This is a genomic window from Flavisolibacter nicotianae (assembly GCF_003628535.1).
Taxonomy (GTDB): domain Bacteria; phylum Bacteroidota; class Bacteroidia; order Chitinophagales; family Chitinophagaceae; genus Flavisolibacter; species Flavisolibacter nicotianae.
On the sequence record NZ_RBCI01000005.1, the window covers coordinates 224,723 to 249,335 of the forward strand.

At 48.9% G+C, this 24,613-nt stretch carries 22 protein-coding genes; 21 read left to right on the forward strand and 1 reads right to left on the reverse strand.

Annotated elements, in window-relative coordinates; translation table 11 throughout:
* Positions 1-411: 411 nt before the first annotated feature.
* The 8 genes from D6024_RS15690 to D6024_RS26760 all read left to right on the forward strand — a co-directional run bounded on the left by D6024_RS15690 (position 412) and on the right by D6024_RS26760 (position 6,559).
* Complete coding sequence (locus tag D6024_RS15690; RefSeq protein ID WP_121355590.1) at positions 412-1,248, forward strand: DUF5602 domain-containing protein; 837 nt, start codon at positions 412-414, stop codon at positions 1,246-1,248.
* Between the two features lie 282 nt (positions 1,249-1,530).
* Complete coding sequence (locus tag D6024_RS15695; RefSeq protein ID WP_205573293.1) at positions 1,531-1,881, forward strand: cupin domain-containing protein; 351 nt, start codon at positions 1,531-1,533, stop codon at positions 1,879-1,881.
* A gap of 108 nt (positions 1,882-1,989) precedes the next feature.
* A complete protein-coding gene (locus D6024_RS15700) occupies positions 1,990-2,964 on the forward strand; it encodes an ROK family protein (protein ID WP_121355591.1) in 975 nt (324 codons plus the stop codon).
* A gap of 97 nt (positions 2,965-3,061) precedes the next feature.
* Complete coding sequence (locus D6024_RS15705) at positions 3,062-4,099, forward strand: LacI family DNA-binding transcriptional regulator (protein WP_121355592.1); 1,038 nt, start codon at positions 3,062-3,064, stop codon at positions 4,097-4,099.
* 197 nt (positions 4,100-4,296) lie between these two features.
* Positions 4,297-4,590, forward strand: coding sequence for a Gfo/Idh/MocA family oxidoreductase (locus D6024_RS15710; protein WP_121355593.1), 294 nt, complete (start codon positions 4,297-4,299; stop codon positions 4,588-4,590).
* A gap of 93 nt (positions 4,591-4,683) precedes the next feature.
* Complete coding sequence (locus D6024_RS15715; protein ID WP_121355594.1) at positions 4,684-5,847, forward strand: MFS transporter; 1,164 nt, start codon at positions 4,684-4,686, stop codon at positions 5,845-5,847.
* A 270-nt stretch (positions 5,848-6,117) separates the two neighbouring features.
* Positions 6,118-6,366, forward strand: coding sequence for a hypothetical protein (locus D6024_RS15720; protein ID WP_121355595.1), 249 nt, complete (start codon positions 6,118-6,120; stop codon positions 6,364-6,366).
* A gap of 22 nt (positions 6,367-6,388) precedes the next feature.
* Positions 6,389-6,559, forward strand: a complete 171-nt coding sequence (locus D6024_RS26760; RefSeq protein ID WP_162944797.1) for a hypothetical protein — start codon at positions 6,389-6,391, stop codon at positions 6,557-6,559.
* 351 nt (positions 6,560-6,910) lie between these two features.
* On the opposite strand, the gene D6024_RS15725 is transcribed toward D6024_RS26760, so the two are convergent.
* Positions 6,911-7,444 (reverse strand): hypothetical protein, encoded by a 534-nt coding sequence (locus D6024_RS15725; RefSeq protein WP_121355596.1) that lies wholly within the window; start codon positions 7,442-7,444, stop codon positions 6,911-6,913.
* A gap of 323 nt (positions 7,445-7,767) precedes the next feature.
* Here D6024_RS15725 and D6024_RS15735 point away from each other — a divergent pair, with 323 nt between their 5' ends.
* The 13 genes from D6024_RS15735 to D6024_RS15800 all read left to right on the forward strand — a co-directional run bounded on the left by D6024_RS15735 (position 7,768) and on the right by D6024_RS15800 (position 24,599).
* Complete coding sequence (locus D6024_RS15735) at positions 7,768-8,007, forward strand: two-component regulator propeller domain-containing protein (protein ID WP_121355598.1); 240 nt, start codon at positions 7,768-7,770, stop codon at positions 8,005-8,007.
* 210 nt (positions 8,008-8,217) lie between these two features.
* A complete protein-coding gene (locus tag D6024_RS26765; RefSeq protein ID WP_162944798.1) occupies positions 8,218-8,364 on the forward strand; it encodes a hypothetical protein in 147 nt (48 codons plus the stop codon).
* Positions 8,365-8,487: 123 nt separating this feature from the next.
* Positions 8,488-9,300: an SDR family oxidoreductase gene (locus D6024_RS15745; protein WP_121355600.1), complete on the forward strand. Its 813-nt coding sequence runs from the start codon at positions 8,488-8,490 to the stop codon at positions 9,298-9,300.
* Positions 9,301-9,331: 31 nt separating this feature from the next.
* Positions 9,332-10,162 (forward strand): 5-dehydro-4-deoxy-D-glucuronate isomerase, encoded by an 831-nt coding sequence (kduI, locus tag D6024_RS15750; protein WP_121355601.1) that lies wholly within the window; start codon positions 9,332-9,334, stop codon positions 10,160-10,162.
* 76 nt (positions 10,163-10,238) lie between these two features.
* Positions 10,239-11,450 (forward strand): DUF4861 domain-containing protein, encoded by a 1,212-nt coding sequence (locus D6024_RS15755; protein WP_162944799.1) that lies wholly within the window; start codon positions 10,239-10,241, stop codon positions 11,448-11,450.
* Positions 11,451-11,658: 208 nt separating this feature from the next.
* Positions 11,659-13,014 carry a Gfo/Idh/MocA family protein gene (locus D6024_RS15760; protein WP_121355603.1) on the forward strand — a complete coding sequence of 452 codons (1,356 nt, stop codon included), beginning with the start codon at positions 11,659-11,661 and terminating at the stop codon, positions 13,012-13,014.
* Between the two features lie 74 nt (positions 13,015-13,088).
* Positions 13,089-14,156: a phosphotransferase enzyme family protein gene (locus D6024_RS15765; RefSeq protein ID WP_240410053.1), complete on the forward strand. Its 1,068-nt coding sequence runs from the start codon at positions 13,089-13,091 to the stop codon at positions 14,154-14,156.
* Positions 14,157-14,610: 454 nt separating this feature from the next.
* On the forward strand, positions 14,611-15,825 hold the full coding sequence (locus tag D6024_RS15770) for an ROK family protein (RefSeq protein ID WP_240410054.1): 1,215 nt from the start codon (positions 14,611-14,613) through the stop codon (positions 15,823-15,825).
* Between the two features lie 43 nt (positions 15,826-15,868).
* Positions 15,869-19,210: a SusC/RagA family TonB-linked outer membrane protein gene (locus D6024_RS15775; protein WP_205573294.1), complete on the forward strand. Its 3,342-nt coding sequence runs from the start codon at positions 15,869-15,871 to the stop codon at positions 19,208-19,210.
* Between the two features lie 33 nt (positions 19,211-19,243).
* Positions 19,244-20,824 carry a SusD/RagB family nutrient-binding outer membrane lipoprotein gene (locus tag D6024_RS15780; RefSeq protein ID WP_121355606.1) on the forward strand — a complete coding sequence of 527 codons (1,581 nt, stop codon included), beginning with the start codon at positions 19,244-19,246 and terminating at the stop codon, positions 20,822-20,824.
* Between the two features lie 245 nt (positions 20,825-21,069).
* Positions 21,070-22,551, forward strand: coding sequence for an alpha-L-fucosidase (locus D6024_RS15790; RefSeq protein WP_121355608.1), 1,482 nt, complete (start codon positions 21,070-21,072; stop codon positions 22,549-22,551).
* 134 nt (positions 22,552-22,685) lie between these two features.
* Positions 22,686-23,714, forward strand: coding sequence for a N(4)-(beta-N-acetylglucosaminyl)-L-asparaginase (locus tag D6024_RS15795; RefSeq protein WP_240410055.1), 1,029 nt, complete (start codon positions 22,686-22,688; stop codon positions 23,712-23,714).
* 153 nt (positions 23,715-23,867) lie between these two features.
* A complete protein-coding gene (locus tag D6024_RS15800; protein ID WP_121355609.1) occupies positions 23,868-24,599 on the forward strand; it encodes a copper homeostasis protein CutC in 732 nt (243 codons plus the stop codon).
* Positions 24,600-24,613: the final 14 nt, after the last annotated feature.

Genomic DNA, 24,613 nt, shown 5'->3' on the forward strand with positions numbered 1-24,613 from the left:
GGAGCGCCGGAACTGTGGCGCTCCTCTTTTATTTTTCAACCGGCTTAATCAAGTAGCTTTTCCTGGTTTGGAAAATGGTCAGGTCTATATCAATAGTTGCGCAGGAATCGATTACTGATTGCCGTTTGCGGAGGTTTGTCAGGCAGAATTTCTTTGGGATCACGTCTCCTTTACCTGCCTGTTATTGGAATATTTTTACGAGAAAAACATATTGCCAAAAATTCTACATAGATTTAAAAATGATTTCGAACTTTTTGTAGCAACTCCTTTATTCAGAATTAACCATTTTTTTCCTTCACGCATAATCGACACTTGTACCCATTGATCACACGATCCCGTGTGCACAGATTAGTTGCGAAAATGAAGACAATTTAAAAGGGGATCATTTTTTAACCCATAAAACAATTGTCTATGACAAAGCAAACTGCACTTTCGTCAATTCTCTTTTTCACGACTGTCTTGTTTCTGGTTTCGTGCCAAAAAGAAATGAAAATCTCTGCGTCAGGCGAAGATGCCGCCGTCGGCGCGGCACGGGTAGGAGATCAGATAAAGAAAAGCACGTACTATGGACCGTCAGTCGCATTGGGTAACGGCTCGGCCCGAGTTGTCTATTCCATGAACCATGCAGGAAAGCCCAAAGAACTGGGCGTGGAAATCACAGAAGCTGCTTTACAGAGTCTACCGGCTGCTTCGGCAGAAATCCCTGCCTATAGTTACGTTTTGGATCTACCCATGGAGGCGACACAGGCGACTCCATACAAACATGTTTACCTGGATTGGAATCCGACAGGGCACGAACCGGAGATGTTTTACGGTGTTCCGCATTTCGATTTTCATTTTTACATGACCAGTTCTGCTGAAAGGGAGGCCATTCCACCCTATACGCCTGCCACGGCAGCACAGTTTGACAATTATCCTCCTGCCGGGTATTTGCCTGCGACTTATGTTCCATCTCCGGGTGGCGTACCCCAAATGGGAAAACATTGGATCGATCCTGCTTCACCCGAATTCAACGGTCATCCGTTTACCTACACGTTTATTTACGGCACGTACAACGGTCATGTGACTTTTATGGAGCCAATGATTACCCTGAGTACATTGTTAACCAAAACCAGCTATCGTTTGCCTGTGCCGCAGCCAGATTTGTATGCTGCTTCAGGCATGTATTATCCAAAAGAATACACGATTTATTACGACAATGCTGGTCAAAAGTCTTATGTCAGCCTGACCGATTTTAAACAGCGCTGATTGCTTTGACATCGGATTTCTAAAACTGCCTTTCCTGCTCTGAAACGGCACCGGAAGGCAGTTTTTTTATTTGCCCACCTGGATGTGCGGATTACCGGCATTGAAATGAAGAAACAGTTGATGGACGGCTTCTGCGAACGAATGTTCACGTGACAACTTTCGTTTCGGAAATTTGCTTTTGCTTTGGCTTTTGTGCGATTTATTTTTACGCCTTTTATTTACCCGATGAGAAATCTGTTCAAACTCGGATTTTTATTTTCCGCTTTATTTATTTACACAGCAATGATGGCACAACAAAAACAACCCAGCCGGAAAGATCTCTTGAATGCAATGGTAAACCAGCGTGTCGCGGTGGTCGAGATCAAAGAAGTGACAATGCCAGCGGGCCAGGCGGCGCCAAGGCATCTTCATCCCTGTCCTGTTGTCGGCTATGTCGTGTCAGGAAATGTACTGTTCCAGGTTGAAGGGGAAGAAAGCCGTATCCTGAAAGAAGGTGATGCGTTCTTCGAGCCAAAAGATAAAACGATCCTTCATTTTGATAACGCGTCGAAAGAAAAGCCATTGATCTTTGTTGCGTTTTACCTCAAGGAGACAAACGAGGAGAATATCAGGTTGCTTAACGGCGAGCACTAATCAAAAAGATTGCAAATTTCTGCTCAGCCGTGGACATTTCCTGTCTGATGATCTGAAAGAAAATCTTTCCGGCTACGGCTTACCCTGTTTCTGTTTATTTTTATCGCCATGACTACAATTGCCAATCAGCAATACGCCATCGGCGTGGATATCGGCGGCACGTCAACAAAATCCGGTATCGTTAATCATCGCGGCGAGATCGTGTCCTACGGGGCAGCTGTTGTTACCGGCAAGTTTGCTACGCCGGAAGCGTTTGTTGATGAACTGTATACAGCTTTGGCTCCTGCCATACAGCAGGTCGGGTTGGAAACGATCAAAGGGATAGGTGTTGGTGCACCCAATGGAAATTACTACACGGGTACCGTGGACTATGCGCCCAACCTGCCCTGGCGAAGCGTTGTTCCTTTTGCCAGGCTTGTGTCGGAAAAGTTTGGTTGTCCCTGCGCCCTGACCAACGATGCCAATGCAACCGCTTTGGGCGAAATGATGTACGGTGTGGCGACCGGCATGAAGGACTTTATCACTATTACCCTGGGCACAGGCGTGGGCAGTGGTATTGTTGCCAACGGTCATGTGCTTTACGGACATGACGGATTTGCAGGTGAACTTGGACACACGATCATACGTCCAGGCGGACGGAAGCACTGGGCAACGAACCTCTGTGGCTCGCTGGAAGCCTATTGCTCGGCAACGGGTATCGTGTTGACGGCCAAAGAATTTCTTTCGCAACGCAGCGATGAAAGTGTATTGCGTCATTACAACCTGGACGAATTGACCTCTAAGCAGGTTTATGAAGCAGCAGTCAAGGGCGATGCACTGGCACAGGAGGTTTATCGCTACACCGGCCAAATATTGGGCGAGGCGCTGGCCAATTTTGTGATGTTTTCGTCGCCGGAGGCGATCGTGTTATTCGGCGGCGTGATTAAAGCGGGAGACCTGATCATGCAACCGACCAAGGAACACATGGAAAAAAATCTCCTGCCCATTTTTCAAAACAAAGTAAAACTGGTGTTTAGCGATTTAAACGAAGCCGATGCGGCCATACTCGGTGCCAGTGCCCTGGTATGGGAAATGAAGGCATAAGAATCAGGATGCAGCCAGTGGGTATGAATGATGTGCTCCAATTCAGGACAATCACTTACTAAAAACAAAAAAACGTTCAATCAGACGGTTTCTTGCGATGGAAAAAAGGGTTTCTTTAAAAGATGTTGCGAAAGAAGTGGGTGTGTCTACGGCCCTTGTTTCCTATGTACTTAACAACAAAAAGGAGGGAAGGATCCGGAAAGAAGTGGCGCAGAAAATCCGGGAAGTTGCCCACAAGCTGAACTATCGTCCCAACCAAATTGCCAAGAGCCTGAAGACGCGGAAAACCTACACCATCGGATTGGTGGTTGCCGATATTGCCAATGCTTTTTTTTCCACTCTGGCAAGAATTATCGAGGACGAAGCGGAAAAAAACCGGTACACTGTCATCTTTGGCAGTTCGGATGAAATGGCCGAACGGTCGCAAAAACTGCTCGATGTTTTGCTGGATCGGCAGGTAGACGGCGTTATTCTTGCCGCCGCTGAAAAAACGGAGCCGCAGATCCGGCAATTGCAGGAGCGGGGAATTCCGTTTGTGCTGGTCGACCGTTATTTTCCAAGCCTGGATGTGAATTACGTCGGGGTAAAGAATTTTGAAGCGGCCTACCAGTGCGCTGTCCATCTTCTTGAAAGCGGCCGGCGCCGGATTGGGATCGTTGGTTTTAAAACAACCCTCATCCATCTCGAGGACCGCAAGAAAGGTTTTTTGAAAGGGCTGAAAGATCATGGTGTAAGCGTCAAAAAAGAGCAGATAAAAGAAGTTGCTCTCGATGCATCGAAAGAAGAGGTGGAGGCAGCTATTCAGCAGCTTCTAGCCGAACCCAACCCGGTTGATGCTTTGTTTTTCGCGTCCAATAAGCTCTCCACGTTTGGTCTGATTTATATCAATACGCTTCCGCTGCAGGTACCGGAAGACCTGGCGATTTGCAGTTTCGACCAGTCGGATGCAACGGAGCTTTTTTATTCACGACTGACCTATGTGCGGCAGCCGCTGCACGAAATGGGCCGGCAGGCCATCGAGTTGTTGCTCCAGGCCATCAATGACGGTGGCGCCGTCAGGCAAATTCACCTGGACGCTGAACTGGTAATTGGTCAGTCAACCACACCCTGCAAGTCTGTAGCAAAGAAAAATTGATTCCGGTTTCAGCTATTCTATCTTGTTTGTTTTCAATCTAATACAACGTATCTGGACAACAACCAGGTCATTTGTGGCTCGCCCAATTCACTTTTTAACAGTCAAACACTGCCATTTTTCAGCGAAAAGTTTTTACTTTGTTTAATCGATTAAACAATTCGGCGAAAGGTCGACGAATTCACCATAAATAATTTTTTATGCACAACGATAAAAACGCCGCCCTGATTGAGTGCGGCAAGACGGAACAAAGCTTCCTGGTGTCATCCATGCAAACCGGTACGCCACTTAAGGTGACCAAAGCCTGTTTCCTGGAGGAAAGCGCCAGGGCAGTGGCGGCAAAACATTTTCCACAACTGGAGATCGCGGAGAACTTCACCGATATTTTGCAGGATGAAAAGATTGGCCTCGTGTTGGTTTCCTCACCCTCCGGTCGGCACTGGCAACTTGTGGGTGCAGCGTTGAAGGCCAATAAACAAGTGCAGATTGTTTAGCGGCTATTTTGGTAGTACGTTTGGTGCTTTGTGCCCAGGCGGACCGGTTGTTTTCTGCATCACGATTTGACGAATGTTTAAAAAAGGGGCATCATGTCTGAAATGATTTTATCGCTTAACCGTACGAGAAGAGTTTACCGGATCGCGGTAAGTACGTTATTCTTTTTGCAAGGGCTTTGTTTTGCCACCTGGGCTTCACGTATTCCCAGTATCCAGCAGCAGTTGGCAATATCTGATTCCATGCTGGGGGTAATTCTTTTTGCCATCCCGGTGGGATCCATTCTTTCACTGCTGTTTTCGGGTGGCCTGGTGGCGCGGTTCGGTAGTAAAAAAGTTGCGACAAATGCCCTGCTCAGTTACGGGTTGTTTCTCCCGGTCATCGGCTTTGCCCAATCGCCGGTACTATTGATCGGGGCTCTTGTTCTTTTTGGCATGGCCGGTAATGTGGCAAACATTGCCATCAACACACAGGCCGTGCATGTGGAAGCCAAGTATGGTAAGAACATCATGGCTTCTTTTCATGGTTTGTGGAGCCTGGCCGGTTTTGTCGCCGCAGGCATCGGTGCCTATATGATCGGTCACGGCATTGTGCCGCTCACCCATTTCATCATGGCCTCTACGGCCATTGTGGCCGGACTGGCTATCACGTTTCAATACCTTTTACCCGATGAAGCAAAAGGCGCTGTGAGTTCCCGTTTTTTTGTGAAACCGGATAAGGCACTGTTGCGATTGGGCGTTCTTGCTTTCTGCTGCATGATTTGTGAAGGAGCGATGTTTGACTGGAGTGGGATTTATTTTCAAAACGTGGTTAAGGCAAATAAAGACTGGGTCGGTGCCGGGTACACAGCATTTATGTGTGCCATGGCAACAGGACGTTTTTTGGCCGACTGGGTTTCCAATCGTCTGAAATTCCAGCGCACGATTTTCCTGAGTGGCCTTTTGATCGCCACCGGGTTAACGGTTGCCGTAAGTCTTCCTTATGTGGCAACGGCCATCCTGGGCTTTGTACTGGTTGGCTTTGGTGTGTCGTCTGTTATTCCACTTGTGTACAGTGAAGCAGGCAAATCAAAAACCATTGCACCGGGCATGGCGTTGACAGCTGTATCCAGTATTGGCTTCCTTGGCTTTTTGATTGGCCCCCCGGTCATCGGTGTCATCGCCGGCGCATTCAGCCTCCGAGCTTCTTTTACGCTGATCGCTTTTATGGGTTTGTTGGTGGCCTTTGTGATCCGTAAATCAAGTCTTGCAACATCATAGCGCAATCCTGCACAAAGGAAGCGTGCACGAATCAATTCACAATTTGATAACAGGAAAACGATTGTTAAAACGCAACAGCGGCACTCAATTTGGTTAAACGTTTAAACGATATGACGTATCTTTGTATCGTCACGAAGAAAAAGAAGTAGAAGTATAAAAGAACGGACGAAGTTTCATGATTGCCTGCTATCTCGGTAGCAGGCATTTTATTTCCGGACAGGTGAAATGCCAACAGGAAAGAAAGATTCGATAACCATCAAAACAAGACCTATGAACAGTCATTTTTTTGAAAGCAGTAAACGCAGTCGCTACGATAAACATTCCGTAGGATTTACGAGTGTGCACCCGCCGGGTGGCTTTGTAGCCTGGCCGGACGGACGAACATCCAGGATCGGTAAACGACAGATGGGACATACACTCGCCATGCACGTAGCGAAAAAGCGGGAAGCCTTTGTCGCGTGGCCCGAAAACGACGCCTTTTGGCGCGGGCCTGAACAGCATCACCACGAAAAATTTTAAACGAATCAAACAAGAAATAACTATGAAACAAGTATTTGAACAAACAAGTCGCGGCCAGCGTTCCGCCACCCAAATCAGCGCAAGTCAGGAAGTTGAAAACCAATTGTATAACCTTCTCTTTGCCGGGAAAATTTCGCTGAAAGAATACCTGCAGCAATTAAAACAGGAAAGACTGCATCGGGCAGCAGCCTGAAGTTTTTGTGCATAGGAGAGGGATACCGGTAATTGCCAGGTGATTCCTCTTTTCAATTGTTCAGTAAAGTGGATTTGGTCGAATGACGAATGGCTTGCGGTTAAAAGCAAGCCATTTGTCTTTTATCACCCGGCGACGCCAAAAGAGAATGCATTGGCTGCCCTTCGCTCGAGGCAATTGATTTGTTGAATTGGCGGGAGAACGCAGCTTGCCTGGATTCGCGTCAACAAAGACCGTTAAATTCAGTTGAGCAGATCAAGGCCTTTTTAACTGCGCAAATCTAATGATAGGCTTTTGCCTTTAACAAAAACGAAGAGGAGCATCGGGTAAAAGAGAGATCATTTAATGCCGCTAAAACAGCTCTGGCTGCATCACCCGTTTTTCCAGGTTTTTGCAAACGATCGATGCGATTTCACGGTTGATGATCGCATCTGTGCGGACCGAACTGGCTTCCCATACACCCGTCCTTCGTATATCAAAATAATAATCGCCTTTGTAAAAAACGCTGTAATGATCGGCCTTGAAAACAAAGGGTACCACCCATACATTAAAGGATTCTTTTTCACTTTTCAGCCGGATACAGAGCGGGGGGCGGGAGGGAAGAAAACCGCAGAAAGCGTTGAGGTCATCAGCGATGGCTATTGCGTAGGGAGAAGCCAGGTTTTTATCCTGCCACTTGCCGCCTTGCACCGGCGCTACGAACGAAGCCGCATAGCCATCACTAAACGAAATGCGGTAAATAAACTGCTCACCGTTGTCTTCCACATGCGTGATTTTTGCCATGAGCTTTTTCCCTTCGACAATGCACTCGAAGGCAATGGAAGGTTCAATTTTGGCTATTGAATCACAATCGACGGTCAAATGACTGAGAAGTGCTGGCTGCATACTGGTTCGGTTTTGTCGGATAAAGATAAGATGAATTGCGAAATAATTTAGCAAACTGTGCTAATAATTTTGTCTGTTGATATGTATTTGTAAAAAGCGGCCGGCAGGAAATTGTATTGTCCCGTACATGTATTTCACACATAGGAAGACAACTGAATCCTTGCTTCGTAACAGTTTTAAGGAAGCGGGTTTCCCTATCTTTAGCTGGTCATGCATGTGAGGTTTCATCGGCGGTTCTGCTATGTCATGTTGAGAAGGATTATGAATACGGTTGTCAGGCCCGGCGTTCTGACTTTTTTTGCTGTCCTGCTTCATCTTTTTCCTTGTCTGCGGCGGGCCTTCCGCCACTGGGACACCTGGGAATCGAGCAAGGGCTGTCCAACAATTCAGTCAAGGCCATTTATCGCGACCATCGCGGCTTTCTTTGGTTTGGCACCTTCAATGGCCTAAACCGCTACGACGGCTGTGAGTTTAAAATTTTTCGGAACCGGCTTAATGACTCTACTTCACTTCCGCACAATTACATCTATGCCATTACCGAGGATTTGCAGAACAACCTGTAGGTCAGCACCGGCCAGTAATTTGCATCTACAATAATCTTTCTGCGAAATTTCTGCCTGCCTAGTACTGGAAGACCACGACCACCAGCTTTGGGCCACGACTTTTTCGAACGGGAAACTGTACCGCTATAACCGAAGTCTTGACAAATTTGAAATGTTTAGCACTGAGCTGAACGACATGGTAGCCTTAAATGAACACAAAGCAGGTGCCCTATGGGGAGGCAATTCACACCGACTGGCAAAGACCACATCCTGTACGAGATTGGAAAACCTGTTCGTGCCATCTTTTTGCTTTACCGAACCGGCATGTTCCTTTGCGCTATCCCGGGTCAATACGACCACCAACGCTGCCAGGATTGACAGCAAAAGCCGGTTTGGACAATCTGATTTTTTTGCTGTGATAAACTGCGGTGTGCCGACAGTTTTGACATTTTTCGGTAATGTTGCGCAGCCATCAGCCATTTTCAATTCTAAACAAGTAACATGGAAGCATTTTCACTGAAAGGGAAGACGATTATAGTCACAGGAGGCACAGGCATATTAGGCAATGCGTTTGTGGAAGGGATCGTGGAAGCCGGCGGCGCTGTTGGCATTTTGGGTCGCAATGCCGCAATAGCCGAACAACGGGCCGATGCCATCAACAAGCGTGGCGGGCAGGCCCTACCGCTCATTGCCGATGTGCTGGATGAAGCGCAGCTCCGGTCAGCCAAAGAAAAAGCGGTTGCACATTTCGGCAAGATTGATGGACTGGTAAACGCCGCAGGCGGCAATATGCCGGAAGGCGTGCTGCAACCCGAAGACGATATTTTTTCCATGAACATGGACGGTATGAAAAAAGTAATGGACGTAAACCTGTGGGGTACCCTTTTGCCGACGCAGGTTTTTGGCGAAGCCCTTGCACAAACCGGCAAGGGAAGCATCGTCAACATTTCGTCCATGAACTCCAAGCGGGCCATCACAAAAGTGCTGGGCTACAACATGGGCAAGGCAGCCGTGGATTGTTACACACAGTGGTTTGCTGTAGAACTGGCCAATCGTTATGGCGATAAAATCCGCATGAACGCACTGGCACCCGGCTTTTTTCTCACTGAACAAAACCGTTCTTTGCTCACAAGGCCAGAAGGTGGCTATACTGAAAGAGGGGAAAAGGTGATCCGCCAAACGCCGTTCAAACGGTTTGGACATGCCGACGAATTAAAAGGTGCACTGGTTTGGCTGTTGAGCGATGCCTCGCAATTTGTTACCGGCGCAATGATTACCGTTGATGGAGGCTTCTCTATTTTTGGCGGTGTCTAAACCAATTTTTAACCATTCCGAAAACAACAAAATGGACGTACGATTTGAAAGCAGTCGCAGGGAAACAAGCCGCATGAACACACAGGAGTTGCGGGAAAATTTCCTGGTGGAGCGCTTGCTGGTAAAGGACCAACTAAAGCTCGTTTATTCGCATTACGACCGCGTCATCATTGGCGGGGCACTTCCTGTTGCCGAACCCCTGACATTGGAAACACATCCCGAGCTGCGTGCTGAATATTTTCTTGAACGAAGGGAGATGGGTGTCATTAATGTTGGCGGCGATGGAGAAGTGGAAGCCGACGGGCAAAAATATCCGCTGCAAAAACTGGATTGCCTTTATCTTGGTAAAGGTGTCCGCAGTGTCCAGTTTACCTCCCAAAACAGCGATAACCCGGCTGTTTTTTATTTGCTTTCGGCACCGGCGCATCAAAGCTATCCCACACGAAAGCTCACAAAAGAAGAAGCGTCTCCGGCTGTGATGGGCAACCAGAAAACGGCCAACCGGCGAACCATCTATAAATACATCCATGCGGATGGAATTAAAAGTGCACAACTGGTTATGGGACTGACGATTTTAGAGCAGGGCAGCGTTTGGAATACCATGCCGGCACACACCCACACAAGGCGGATGGAAGCCTATTTTTATTTTGACGTACCGCAGGACCAGCGGGTCTTTCATTTCATGGGGGAGCCGCTGGAAACAAGACACCTGCTTGTGGCCAATCACGAAGCCATCGTTTCACCACCCTGGTCCATACATTCAGGTTGCGGTACCTCCAATTATGGTTTTATCTGGGGCATGGCCGGCGAAAACTATACCTACACCGACATGGATCCTGCACCCATTCACGAACTGCGTTAAGAGGAAGGGAATGCTTGGGAAAAAAATTCGGCTTTTTGTTTTTTTGTTTCTGTTCAGTGTTCAGGCAGATTTTGCGATGGCGCAAAAGCCTGTGCAATTGATCCTGTCAAATACACTCCCGCTTGCGAGGCCGGACGAGTTGGTTGTCCTGAAACGGGCTGATATAGAAAAAAAGCTTGGTTCCATCACTGGTTACCTTGGGGCGACAGTCAAAGGGAAACCAGTGGCCGTTCAGCACGACGATCTCGATCGGGATGGCCGGTGGGACGAAGCCGTACTGCTGCTTTCCTTTGCATCGAACGAAACAATTGCAATTACCATTTTAAAAAAAGCAACTGCCGGCGACGTTGCAATGGTGCAACGGGCACATGTTCGCCTGCGAAAACAAAATGGAGAGGGCGCTTGGGGACAAAGTTTACCTGTTGAAGACATGCCTTTGCGAAACCCGGCCACGGATTTCAGCAAACAGGCCTTGCCGCTTTACCTTACCGAAGGTCCTGCCTGGGAAAACGACAAGGTGGGATTTCGACTTTATTTCGATGTTCGCAACGGCAAAGATATTTGGGGCAAACGTACATCGCGGATGGTGCTCGACAGCGTGGGTACCAAAGCAAGCCCAAGCTACCATAATTTCAGTGACTGGGGCATGGACGTTTTGCACGCCGGCAAATCGCTTGGCGCTGGTTCACTTGCACTGCTGGTACAATCGGATAGTGGCGCCGATACATTAATCCGACTTGGCGGCAAGGAAGTCATGCACGAAACCTACCGGCAACTGGCAGACGGCCCGCTTCGTGCCGTTTTTCAAATGGACTATCACTGGCAAATCAACGGCAAGCCCCTGGCACTTACAGAGCAGGTTTCGATCTGTGGTGGCCAATATTTTTACGAAAGCAAGGTGTGGGTGAACAACGCACCGAAGAATGCCAAACTGGTTGTGGGCATTGCCAGCTTTTACGACAATGTTTTTCAGTCGTACCAGTCAAATAAAACAAATGTTTTGTTCAGTTATGGCAGGCAGTCGGAAAACAAGGACAACCTCGGCCTGGCCGTATTGGTTCCGTCGCGGCTTTTTGCATTTGCCGCATCGGCACTGCATACAGGGTCCGACGTGCTGGATAGTTACCTCAGTGCGCAAACGATCACAGATGAAGAGCCTTGCCGGTTTCGTTTCGTTGCCGGTTGGGAAAAGTCTGACCAGCGTTTTGCCACTTTTCATGGCTTTAAAAATTATCTCGACGGGGAAGCCGGCAAAATGGCCGAATCCATACGCGTTAAATGGCAATAGACGAAACAACCACCACGTCCATTTTTCTGCAGGTTTTATTCAAAGAAGCAGTAGTATTCCCACTTGCATTTTTGTTTTGCCCGTTCATGTTCTGAAAGGGTAAACCACTCTTACAATTTTCAGCAACAGTCGTATGCGAAAAAATGTGCAAACGGTTGCACTGGGCTCCTTTGGTTTAACAGCTTATTTTTAGTTTTCAATCCAGCACATGAACAGAAAGGAATTCATCAAAAACACCGGCCTGACCGTGGCCTCATTTGCCATCCTTCCATCGAATTCTCTTTTCGCGAAAGACGCGGATAACAGGGTGCGTATCGGCATCATCGGCGTTGGCCTGCGTGGACAAAACCACCTGGAACTCCTGCTTCGCCGATCGGATGTAGACCTGGTGGCCATCTGCGATGTCAGCGATACCATGCTGTCCTCGGCCAGGCAGATCATCTCGAAGAGCGGCAAGAAAATGCCACAGGTTTATACCGGCAGCGACTACGCCTGGAAAACCATGCTGGAGAAAGAAAAGCTCGACGGCGTGGTCATTGCCACGCCCTGGGAATGGCACAAACCCATGATCATCGGTGCGCTGGATGCGGGTGTGAAATACGTGGGCAGTGAAGTGATCCTGGGTATTTCAATGCAGGATCACTGGGATGTGGTGAAGGCCGCTGAAAAGTACAACGCCAACGTCATGATGCTGGAAAATGTTTGTTATCGCCGCGACGTCATGGCAGTGCTCAACATGGTCAGGCAGGGCCTGTTCGGTGAATTGATTCACCTGCAGGGCGGCTACCAGCACGACCTGCGCGAAGTAAAGTTCAACGACGGCGAACACCCCTATGGTCATGGCGTTGAATTTGGCGAGAAAGGTTTTTCCGAAGCCAAATGGCGTACGAACCATTCGGTTCACCGCAACGGCGACCTTTATCCAACACATGGAGTCGGTCCGCTTGCACACTACCTCAACATCAACCGGGGTAACCGTTTTGTTTCCTTAAGTTCATTTTCGACCAAGTCAAGAGGACTGCATAACTATATTGTCAAAAACGGCGGTGAAAATCATCCCAACGCCAAAGTGCGGTTTTCCCTGGGCGATATCGTGACTACGCAGATTGGTTGCGCCAACGGCGAGACGATCCTTTTGCAGCACGATACCAATCTGCCGCGGCCGTATTCGCTGGGCTTCCGTGTGCAGGGCACAGAGGGATTATGGATGGACGTGAACAAAGGTGTTTATATCCAGGAAAAATCGGCCAAGCCGCACCAGTGGGATGATGCCAATACCTGGCTGGAAAAATACGATCATCCCCTGTGGGCCCGCTGGAGCAAGGAAACGGAAGGCGCCGGGCATGGCGGGATGGACTTTTTTGTCATCCATTCCTTTATTGAATCGATAAAGCGAAAGCAACCCACGCCGATGGATGTGTATGACGCCGCAGCCTGGAGTGCCATTACACCGTTAAGCGAGCAGTCGATCGAATTGGGCCACCAGACCGTGGAGTTCCCGGACTTCACCGGGGGGCAATGGATGTACCGCAAACCGGTATTTGCACTGACCAACGACTATTGACAGGCGAACGGCCATCATTTGTATTGGCGTTACTCAAAAACGGTGAACCATTTTTCTTTACCAAACATGTTTACGTGCTAACGACATTCAGTGCTTTAGCGCCGGTGATAGAAGCGTATGGCTTTACAGCGGACGGCATTTCCATCGAATCATTCGGCACCGGTTTGATCAACCGGACCTGGAAAGTCGTTTCTGCGGGCAAGGAATATATCTTACAAAAGATCAACCAACGCGTTTTTACCCAACCCCATAACATTGCGCACAACCATCAATTGATCGCCGCTTACCTAAAAGAGCATGCTCCCGGCTATTTGTTTGTGGCCCCGCTTCCAACCTTGAACGGCGAAGCGTTGGTCTATCATGAGGGAGAGGGCTATTACCGGCTGTTTCCCTTTGTCGGTGGCTCTCATTCCAAGGAGGTGGTCACAACTCCCGGCGAGGCCTTTGAAGCTGCCCGGCAGTTTGGCCAGTTTACCCGTCTGCTCTCCGGGTTTGATGTAACCAGCCTGAAAACGACCATTCCGTCCTTTCACGACCTTTCCTTGCGCTACCGTCAGTTTTTGGATGCCCTGGCAAATGGCAACAAAACCCGAATGGCCGAAGCTAAAGAAGAAGTGGACGGTCTGCTTGCGCAGAAGGGGATCGTGGAGCAATACGAACGCCTCATCCATAACCCCGATTTTAAGCGGCGGGTGACGCATCACGACACAAAAATCAGCAACGTTCTTTTTAATTCGCAAAACAAAGGCCTGTGTGTGATAGACCTTGATACGGTGATGCCGGGTTATTTTATCAGCGATGTCGGCGACATGATGCGCACCTATCTTTCGCCGGTGAACGAGGAAGAAAAAGAATTTTCCAGGATTGAAGTCCGGGACGACTTTTATAAGGCCTTGGTGGAAGGCTATTATTCGGAAATGCAAAGCGAACTGACGGCGACAGAGAAGCGCCATTTTTTCTTTGCCGGTCAGTTTATGATTTATATGCAGGCCTTACGCTTCCTTACGGATCACCTGAATGATGATGCCTATTACGGTGCCCGCTACGAAGGGCATAACCTGGTAAGGGCGAAAAACCAACTGGTGCTTCTTCAACGGCTTCTTGAAAAAAAGGAGATCCTTCAGCAGGTCATTTCATTCTAGGGCCAAACGGTTTGCTGCAAACGCAACTCAATTGATCGAGCGATAACGTCTTTCGGGATGTTTTTTTGTCTTGCAAATTTTGGTTCTTCGCGGTACTACGAACAGAAATCCAACCGCTATCCCGATGAAAAGATCGTTGGAATTCCAAGCTCGTCTATCTGCCAACTGTCATCCGTCATCTCCACCACATAAAAGCTACCCAACCTAAATCCAGCCTTGAGGCGGGATACTAAAGCCGGCATTCGTCTCCTTCATCAATCTTCTTTTTCACGCCAATTCGAGTTAGCTACTTTTTTTACCAGACTTCAGCCAGCTTTCTCCCGGGTTTAGGTCAATTAATTCACATTTCGTCCACACTTACATAAAAATTAAAAAAACTTTTTAAAGTTTTAGTGAAAGTATTTTATCTTGTCTCAAAATTTTAGAAAGAAACTTTCTATTTTAAATACTGCCTGTGACGAAGCAAGCTGCGTATAAACGAAAATTAATCAAACAGCTCTATTTCGGCGGAATGCTGTCTTGCACGGATTTGAGTGTGCAGACAGACAAAAGCCTGCCGGTTACCACGAAAGCCCTGAACGAGTTGATTGAGCAGGGACAGGTGGTCGAAACCGGCTACGCAACGTCGACGGGTGGCCGGCGGCCGGCCATGTATTCGTTGCGTCCCGACCTGATGTACGTGGTGTCCGTAGCCATGGACCAACTGATCACCCGCATGGCTATTATGGACATGCAAAACAAGGTGGTTGGCAAGATCGAGAGCGTGGAGCTAACTCTTCCGAACAATCCCGATGCGCTGGAAGGATTGAAGCTGCACATTGAAAAATTCATTGCCGCATCGGGGATATCCAAACAAAAAATTGCCGGCATCGGCATTGCCATGCCGGGTTTTGTCGATGTCAAAAAAGGGATCAACCATTCGTTCCTGAGAACGGAAGAAGGCAGCATTGTCAGTTATATAGAAGCAGGCGTGGGTCTCCCGGTTTTGATCGACAACGACTCCAGCCTGATTGCCCTCGCCGAATTACGCCTCGGTTCTGCCCGTAGCCGGGTCAACGCCATGGTTATCAATATCAGTTGGGGTGTCGGCCTTGGAATGATCCTGAACGGCGAACTGTTTCGCGGGAACAACGGCTTTGCCGGCGAATTCAGTCACATCCCCGTTTTTACCAACAATAAAATGTGCAGTTGCGGCAAAAGTGGTTGCCTCGAAACGGAAACCTCCCTGCTTGTTGTGGTGGAAAAAGCCATGCAGGGCCTGAAAGAAGGCAAGACCACCGGCCTCAAAAACCTGTCGCTGGAGCATATTGAAGACACTGCCACGGCGATCATCAATGCGGCGGTGAAAGGCGACAAGTTCGCGGTGGAGCTTTTTTCAGGGATCGGCTACAACATCGGCCGCGGTGTGGCCATTCTCATTCACCTGCTGAATCCCGAACTGATTGTGCTGAGCGGCCGTGGATCCGGCGTAGGGAAGTTATGGCTGGCGCCCATCCAGCAGGCCATCAACGAGCACTGCATTCCCAAGATCGCGGAAAACACGGTTGTGCAAATTTCGACTCTGGGCCACCAGGCAGAGATCATTGGTGCCGCAGCGCTGGTGATGGAAAATTTTGATACGCTTGAAAACGCCCCCCATGAAATCTCCGTAAACGGATTGCTGGCTTAAAAACAAAGAAAAACTCAACTCTCAAATTTTAAAATCAACTGCAATGAAAAAAATGACCCGATGTCTGCTTGCCGTTTTGTGCTTTGTGGTATCAAGCATAGTCGTGCATGCGCAAGACAAAAAGACGGTGACCGGCTTTGTCAGGGACAATGGCGGTGCTGCGCTAACCGGAGCAACGGTAACAGAAAAAGGTACATCCAACCGGGTGATGACAAATGCCGACGGGCATTTTTCCATCAGGGTAGCGCCCCAAGCAACCCTGGTAATTACCTATGTCGGATTTGCGCCACTGGAACTGCATGCCGCTGACCAGGCCATGAACATCACGTTGAATGCGAATGAAGAATTAAGCAACGTGGTGGTCACTTCTCTTGGCATTACCCGAAAACAGAAAGCCCTGGGGTATGCCACTACCACAATCAAGGCTGAAGACATTACCCAGGCCGGCGCACCCAATTTCGCGGCGGCATTGTATGGTAAAGCACCGGGGGTGCGCATCGGCGCCACACCGGGTGGTGCCACTAGCGCCGTAAACATCACCATCCGCGGAATTAATTCCATTACTGGGAAAAACCAGCCGCTGATCGTCCTGGACGGTATTCCCATCCGCAACGAAGAAGTGAACAATGGCAATTACTGGGGCGACCAGCGTCTGCGGGGCAACGGCTTGCTGGATATCAATCCCGAAGACATTGACAACATTTCCATTTTAAAAGGAGCGTCGGCTGCTGCCCTTTACGGATCAGAGGCTGTGAACGGCGTCGTTCTCATTACAACGAAAAGCGGCCGTGGCGGAAAAAAAGGATTAGGAATTGACTTCAATGCAAACTACAGCATGGAAAATGTTGCTTTTTTACCGAGATACCAGAATGTGAGAGGACCTGGTGCCCCATTGAATGTCAGTAATGGCGGACAGGATGCTGCCGGTTTTATTTGGTACGACCTGGATGGCGACGGCGTCAAAGAAACCCGTGGAGTGCTTGGCTACAGCATCAACTTCGGACCGAAGTTCGATGGAAAACCAACACTTGGCTGGGATGGTCAAATCAGGCCCTACGAGGCGCAAATCGACAATTATAAAGCCTTGTTCCAGACGGCCCATAACTCCAACATCAACGTGGCGCTTACCAATGTTTCTGATAAGTCCAATCTGCGGCTATCCCTTACCCGCCAGCAAAACCAGGGCATCAGCATAGGTTCTGAGAATACAAAGAACATTGCCAACCTGAATACGTCTTTCAAGCTTAGCAATAAATTCTCGACAGATATATTGGTGAATTACATCAACCAGCATACGCACAACCGTCCGTATTCAATCGACCGGTTAACCAACAACTTTGGCGGGATGATAGGCCGGTTTGACAATGCTGCCTGGTATTTTAACAAGTACAAGACCAGCAAAGGTTATCGCTATGTGACCGGCACGGACCAAAGTTTGACGCCAAACGAGAATATCAAATACCCCGGTTATCGTGCTGACCTTTTGGATTATGTGTGGAGAGTGAAAGAGCATAATGAAGACGAGTACAGCAACCGTGTTATCGCCAGCCTGACCAATAACTGGCAATTGGTTCGTGACCTGAAATTGCGTGCCCGTCTCGCCACGGACTTCACGTCGCAGAGAACGGAATCTAAACAATCGACAGAAATTCCTCTTGCTTTCGGCAACTCCGGTTATTATGGGCTGCAGAATATGCTGAACACAATACTTTACGGGGATGTACTGTTGACGTACACCAAAAAAATAAACACTGACCTTGAAGTGAATGTCATGGGCGGGTATACGGCTACGAAAGAAACCGGCTCTTCATCACTTTTTGGTACGAACAGTGGCCTGAGTGTCGAAAACTGGTTCGACCTGGCTGCTTCGGTTGACAAAGTCACTTACGATCCGACGAGAAGGGATGTGAACTACCGCCGCACATTGGTGAAAGATGCTTATATCGGAACCATCAACGGAAGCTATAAAAATTTCCTTTTCCTCGAAGGCACGATTCGCAGAGACAGGTATTCAACAATGAATCCCAATCTGAACAGCTTTGTTTACCCTTCTGTCAATTCCAGTTTTATTTTTTCTGATGCCCTGCGGATGCCATCGTTCATGAGCTTTGGCAAGGTGCGTGCTTCCTGGGGTATTGTAGGTAACTACCCGGATATCTACCAGGCCAATATTGCATACGACCAGAATACACTGGGCGTACAGCAATCGGGCGGACAGCCGGTATTGTACACAACGCTTTCTTCCAATTTTGGAAATGACTTGATCAAGCCCGAAGAAAAACACGAGGTGGAGTTTGGTCTTGAAACAAAATTCTTCAAGAACCGGTTGGGCCTGGACGTGTCGTACTACAACGCACAGATCGTTGATCAAATCCTTCCGTTGACCCTGCCCGCCACGACAGGTGCTGTTTCGGTGCTGACCAATATTGGCACGCTTCGCAATAAGGGGATTGAAGTTTCTATCAACGGTACACCGGTGCAGGGCCGTAATTTCACCTGGACGGCAGGGATCAATTTTGCCCGTAACAAGAATGTCGTAGAAAAGCTGGCAACCGGTTCCAATGAATTGCTGCATGCCGACTACGATGGAAATGCCGCTCAATTGAAATCCGTTGTCGGACAGTCAATGGGTGATTTTTATTCACACCCGGTTGCACAAGACAGCAAGGGCAACCTGATCGTCGATCCCAACGGTATGTACAAAGTAGATCCCGACAGGATGGTGAAAATCGGTAATGCGATGCCCAAAGTGGTAGGGGGTATCTTCAATACATTCAACTATAAAGGTTTTAGCCTCGACGCTTTGATGGATTTCCGTATTGGCGGATATGTGATGCCAACTGCGATCAACTGGATGATCAGCCGCGGATTGTTGGAAGAAAGTACAAAATTCATGGATGCAGAACACGGTGGCCTTTCCTACTATGAGTCAGGCGGCAAGCGGATTCAAACTTCGGCAGCACAGGGACCCAATGGAGAAACAGTGTACCACGACGGTATGCTTCTCCCCGGTGTGAAAGCTGACGGTTCGCCTAACGACTACATCGCTTCTTCTGCAGATTACTACTGGACAGTTTACAACTGGGGTGGTCCGCAATACAGCCCGAACACCCGCTATGAATTGTACATCAAGGAAAATACCTATGTGAAATTTCGTGAGGTTACGCTTGGATACAAGCTCCCGGTAAAAATGGCACAAAAAGTCGGTGCGACGAACCTGCAACTGTCTGTGTTTGGACGCAACCTGTTCTATCTGTACAGAACATTAAAAGACATGGATGCAGAACAGACAACTGCCGGTTCGAGATGGTTCCAGACACTGACCAACGTAGGTACCAATCCATCAACAAGAGCCTTTGGTGTGATGCTGCGGGCAAGTTTCTAAACAAAATTTTAAAACGATCGTAAATATCATTTCATGAAAAAGATATTTTTCCTGCTCATTGCAGCCGTGGCCGTCGGTTTTACCGCTTGCAAAAAGAAGGATTTTGCCGATGCGTATACCGATCCTTCAAAGGTATCCGTGACATCTGTAGAAAAACAATTTGCCGGATTTCTGGCGTCCAACCGCTGGTATGTTTTGCCCGATTACTGGAATTATTTCGTTGTGTTGCGTACAACGGTCCTGCACTATACACAGGCGGTAGGCTATGTGAATGCCTTGAATCAATATGTTCCGGGTGCTGCTGGAATCACAGACCGCTGGAATAGTTATTACAACTTTCTGGCCCAATACCGGGAGCTCGAGAATGTCTATAACAAGCTGGCGACCGATGATCAAAAAGATCGTCGCATCTATATGATCGCTGCAGCCATCTATCTCTATGACCACACGGAAAAGGTTGTCGATCTTCACGGCGATATTCCTTTTTCCGAAGCCGGAAAGATCAGCGCCAATGGGGGAGATTATACAAAATCATTTCCCAAATACGATGGTGCCGAAGCGATCTATACAAAAATGCTGGATGACCTGAAAGCATTTTCCGACGAACTGAACACGTTGACAGTGAAGACGGCAATTCAAACGGGTTTCAAAAACCAGGATATCGTGAACAACGGAAACATTACTTTATGGAAAAAGTACTGTAATTCGCTACGTCTGCGCATGTTGGCCAGGGTATCGGGTGTGACTGCCTTTCAGGCAAGAGCCGCGGCAGAAGCCACGGCCATTCTTAACAGCCCGGCCAGCTATCCAGTCGTTGATAAGAATGAGGAGAATATTCAGATCGATGTGTACAACCTGAGTACGGAAATTCATGCAAAGAACTTCAGAAGCGGGTTAGAAGACTGGAACGGCAACCTGGCCGGCAAAGCCATGATCGATCACATGAAAACCAATATGGATCCCCGTCTTCGGGCGATGTTCGAACCCGGCGCCAATGCCAATGGCGAATATAAAGGGCTGGACCCGCTTTTGCCTTCCGGTACACAAACACCGCTGGTCGATGGAGGGATGATTTCAATTTACAACCGGTCAACGTTCAGCCGCAACCAGTATTTTCCCGGCGTTCTGATGACGGCTTCTGAGGTTAGTTTTCTGAAAGCAGAAGGTTTACTGAAAGCAGGCAGTGACGCATTGGCGAAGAATGCATACGAAGATGGCATCCGCAAATCGATTGCGTTTTATTATGGCCTCAGAGCCTTAAGCAACGATAATGTGGCCGGCCCACTGACACCCTTCACCGAAGCCGAGATTACCGCGTATCTCAACAGCCCGGGTGTAAGCTGGTCGCTTGCGGCATCCGCCGCGGAAAAGTTGAAATTGATTGCCACGCAGAAGTGGATTCATTTCAGCATCGTGCAACCACTCGAAAGCTGGGCGGAAATCAGAAGACTGGATGCACCGGTATTCAATTTCGAAGTAGACAACGCGAATGCACAAAAGCAGCCGCCTTACCGCTGGATCTACCCGAGCACCGAACAGACGTATAATACCGCGAATTACGAAGCAGTCCGGTCTAAAGACAACCTGGCGACAAAAATTTTCTGGGATAAATAAAAAAGATAGCGCAAACAAGGCAACGCATGAGGACAACCGGCACAGGGATCAAAAATGGAGTGTTTGTTTGGAGCCGGATTCTGGAATCACTTGTTTGCGCTTTTCCCAAAAGCTTTTCTCTACGCATAGCAGTCGTCTCACAAAAGCAGCCAACCCCTTTCTATGGGTTGGCTTTTTTTTAGACTGCATCTTGCCAATTTTCCTTTCTTCAAACAATTGTATTTTGCCCACCCGAAATAAAATCAATGAAACCTGTTAAACGAATCCTTCACGCGGCTCTGTTATGTCTGTTCCTTGCAGCCGGTTTCCCTGCCACAGTCCTGGCACAACACAAAGACTATTACCCAGATCCCAATCCGGCAATCCGGAACCGGCTGGAAGAATGGCAGGACCTGAAATTTGGTTTGCTCATGCACTGGGGCGCCTACAGCCAATGGGGGATCGTGGAGAGTTGGAGTATTTGTCCAGAAGACCTGAGCTGGGCAACCGGCGCACGAAAAACGGGGCTTGGCGATGACTACAATACCTACGTAAAAAAATACGAAAACCTCAAGACGACATTCAATCCCACCAAATTCAATCCGGAGCGGTGGGCGGCGGCTGCCAAAGAGGCCGGCATGAAGTACGTTGTGTTTACCACCAAGCACCACGACGGCTTTTGCATGTTCGACACGAAGTACACCGATTACAAGATCACGGACAAAGACTGCCCTTTTTCGGGCAATCCGCGAAGCAACGTGACCAAAGAAATTTTCTCTGCATTCCGCAAAGAAGCCTTTTGGATCGGTGCCTATTTTTCAAAGCCCGACTGGCACAGCGATGCCTATTGGTGGAAGAAGTTTCCGGCCAGCGATCGCAATCCCAATTATGCCATCCAGAAATATCCCGCCCAATGGAAAAAATTCGTGGACTACACGCATGGGCAGATCAACGAACTGATGTCGGACTACGGGAAGATTGACATCCTTTGGCTGGATGGGGGATGGGTGCGAAAGAAAACGGAAGCTGAAATCAATGCCGACCTGACAGACACCATGGAAGGCAGCCGGTGGGCACGTAACCCGCAAAGCCAGGACATCGACATGCCGCGACTGGTAAAGGAAGCAAGGGCAAAACAACCGAACCTAATCGTGGTGGACAGGGCCGTTCCCGGTGAGCAGCAAAATTATCTCACACCCGAACAACACATTCCGGCAGAAGGCTTGCCCTATCCCTGGGAAACCTGCATGACGATGGGCAATAGCTGGAGTTATGTTCCGAATGATGTGTACAAGCCGGCGAATGAAATCGTGGAAAAACTGGTCGACATTGTCAGCAAGGGCGGAAATTATTTGCTCAACATTGGTCCTGGTCCTGATGGCGAACTGGATCCTGTGGCTTACCAGCGACTGAAAGAGATCGGCGCCTGGATGAAAACAAACGGCGAGGCTATTTACAACACCCGCAAGTTTACACAGTTTGGTGAAGGCGATGGCATCCGGTTCACCCAATCGAAAGACGGCAATACGAAATACATTTTCCTTTTTGATTTCCCGGAGAAGACGGTCAGACTGACGAAAATGCCCTTTGCCAAAAATGCAAAGCTTTATCTGCTGGGTAGCGCAAAGCCACTCACCTGGAAAGCGTCGGCGCAAGGCGTTGACGTTTCCATTCCAACTTCCCTTAAAAAATCGGGTGACCATGTGTGGGTATTGAAACTGCAGCAGCCCGCGACCGTGAAAAACTAATGGAAGGAAGAAAAGGCAATGGATATTTCCTGTTGCTTTGTAAAAGCGGCTGGTGACACGGATGACAGATACGCAAACTGCCAGGCCGTGTCAACCGCCCATCCGAACCAGATTTATCAAATTGAAAAGAAAGTATGATCATGTTTCATCGCAGAAAATTTTTACAAGCATCGCTTCTTTCGTCCGCTTCGTTACTGGTGAAACGAACGATGGGCGCCGTGCCGGAGGTGGAAGAAGGAAAGACAGACCAGCCGATCGTGATTTCGACCTGGGATTTTGGACAGGCGGCCAACATGGAGGCCTGGAAAATATTGAGTCGTGGCGGCGACGTGCTGGATGCCGTTGAAGCCGGCGTGAAAGTTCCGGAAGCCGATGCTGACAATCACACCGTGGGACTGGGTGGCTACCCCGACCGTGATGGAAAGGTGACACTGGATGCCTGTATCATGGATGGTCACCTCAATTGCGGATCGGTGGCCTTCCTCGAGAATATCGTTCATCCGATTTCGGTTGCAAAGCTGGTGATGGAAAAAACCCCGCATGTGATGCTTGTTGGTGAAGGTGCTTTGCAGTTTGCCCTGGCCAACGGTTTCAAGAAAGAAAACCTGTTGACACCCGAATCGGAAAAGGCCTGGAAGGAATGGCTGAAAACTTCGAAATACAGCCCGGTGATCAACATCGAAAACCAGAAAAAAGATCCGAATCAATTGCCCGGCGGTCCGCTCAATCACGACACCATTGGCATGCTGGCCATTGACGCCACAGGCAAAATGGGTGGCGCCTGCACCACCAGCGGTGCTGCATGGAAGATGCGTGGCCGGGTGGGGGATTCGCCGATCATTGGCGCCGGCCTTTATGTGGATGGCGATGCCGGTGCGGCAACATCATCCGGGCTGGGCGAGGAGGTCATTCGCACCTGCGGTTCTCATGCCGTTGTTGAACTGATGCGCAGCGGTGCCAAACCCGAAGAAGCCTGCAGAAAAGTAGTTGAACGGATCGTGAAGCGGGACGTGGAAAGAGCAAAAGGTTTGCAGGTTGGCTTTTTGGCCCTTGACAAAAAAGGCCGTTTCGGCGCTTACGCAATTCACAAAGGCTTTACCTATTCAGTAAAAAACGCAGGTATCGAAAAAGTATTTCAGGCCGGCAGCTATTTCAATTCATAGATATACAAATGTCATTTGTGCGTCGTGAATCGTGAATGGTAACAGCGGTGCTTTGTTGTCACAATTGATCCTACACGATTCACCATTCACAACTAAAAACTGTCATTGGCGGAAACGCCAGGGTGAACTAAAAAAATGGCGGAAAGAAAATAAATGAAATACACGGTAGAAATCATTGCCTTTACCATCGAAAGCTGCGTCGTCATCGAACAAAGTGGTGCGGATCGAATCGAATTGTGTGATAACCCGTCGGATGGAGGAACTACGGCTTCTTATGGCCTGATCAAAGCGGCAAGAGAGAAAGTTACCATCCCCCTGTTTCCCATCATCCGTCCGCGTGGCGGTGATTTTTTGTACAGCGACGATGAGTTCAGCATCATGAAGACGGATGTGCGGTTGTGCAAGGAACTTGGCTGCGATGGCGTGGTCGTTGGCCTGCTGCATAAAGACGGCCGCATCGACGTGGAGCGGACCGCGCAACTGGTAGAACTGGCCCACCCGATGGACGTCACCTTCCACCGCGCCTTTGATCATTGCTACGATCCGTTTGAGGCGCTGGAGCAGATCATCCAGATTGGTTGCAAACGCATTTTAACCTCGGGACAAAAGCCGCTTGCCACAGAAGGTGCGGAGCGGATTGCAGAACTGGTAAAGGCAGCCGATGGCAGGATCGTCATCATGCCGGGAAGCGGTGTACGACCTGTTAATATAGGGGAACTGGCCAAACAAACCGGTGCGATGGAGTTTCATGCATCCCTGCGCAGCAACGCACGATCAAAGATGGAGTTTCGTCATCCTGCCTTTGCCGGCACGGACCAAGGCGATTCTTACATGACAACCGAAGCCTCTGCCATTAAAAGCCTGTTGCACGCCCTGAACGGTTAAAGAAGGGAATGTGC